General features: G+C 72.8%; 2 protein-coding genes. Both read left to right on the plus strand.

The window, feature by feature from the left end:
• Positions 1–197: hypothetical protein (locus tag AC01Y6_RS11050; RefSeq protein ID WP_476671576.1), on the plus strand; the 197-nt coding region annotated here is incomplete at its 5' end.
• The coding region (locus AC01Y6_RS11055) for an ATP-binding cassette domain-containing protein (protein ID WP_476671577.1) at positions 191–595 on the plus strand (405 nt) is incomplete at its 3' end. The genes AC01Y6_RS11050 and AC01Y6_RS11055, both read left to right, overlap by 7 nt.

The raw sequence follows: 595 nt of genomic DNA on the forward strand, positions 1-595 counted from the left end.
AGGTCTACCGCCCCCTCCAGACCGTGCTGGAGAGCCTGGAGGCCACCACCGCCCGTTACGTTGACCCCCTCTCCCCGCTCCCGGCCCCGCCCCTGACCCGGGCTGTCCGCACCGTGGGGCTGGCTCTGGCCCTGGGGCTCCTCCTGGCCGCGCTGGCCACCCTCCCCCTGCTGGCTCTTGGAGGCCGAAGGTGGTGAGGCTCCAGGAGGTCACCAAGCGCTTCCCGCAAGGGGGCGGGGTGCGAGGGGTGAGCCTCGAGGTCCACCCCGGGGAGATCCTGGTCCTCCTCGGGGCCTCGGGAAGCGGCAAGAGCACCCTCCTCAACCTGGTGGCTGGCCTCCTCCTCCCCGACCGGGGGCGGGTGTTCCTCGGGGAGCGGGACGTGACCCGGCTGCCCCCCGAGAGGCGCCAGGTGGCCTACGTCTTCCAGGACCTCGGCCTTTGGCCGCATCTCACCGCCCTGGAGCACCTCCTCCTGGTGATGCCGAGGCCCGACCGCAAGGCGGCCTTCGCCCTCTTGGAGCGGGTAGGGCTTTTGGAGCTGGCCTTCAGGCGGCCTGGGGAGCTTTCCGGAGGGCAGCGGCAGCGGGTGGCC

This window comes from Thermus sp. (genome assembly GCF_056332225.1).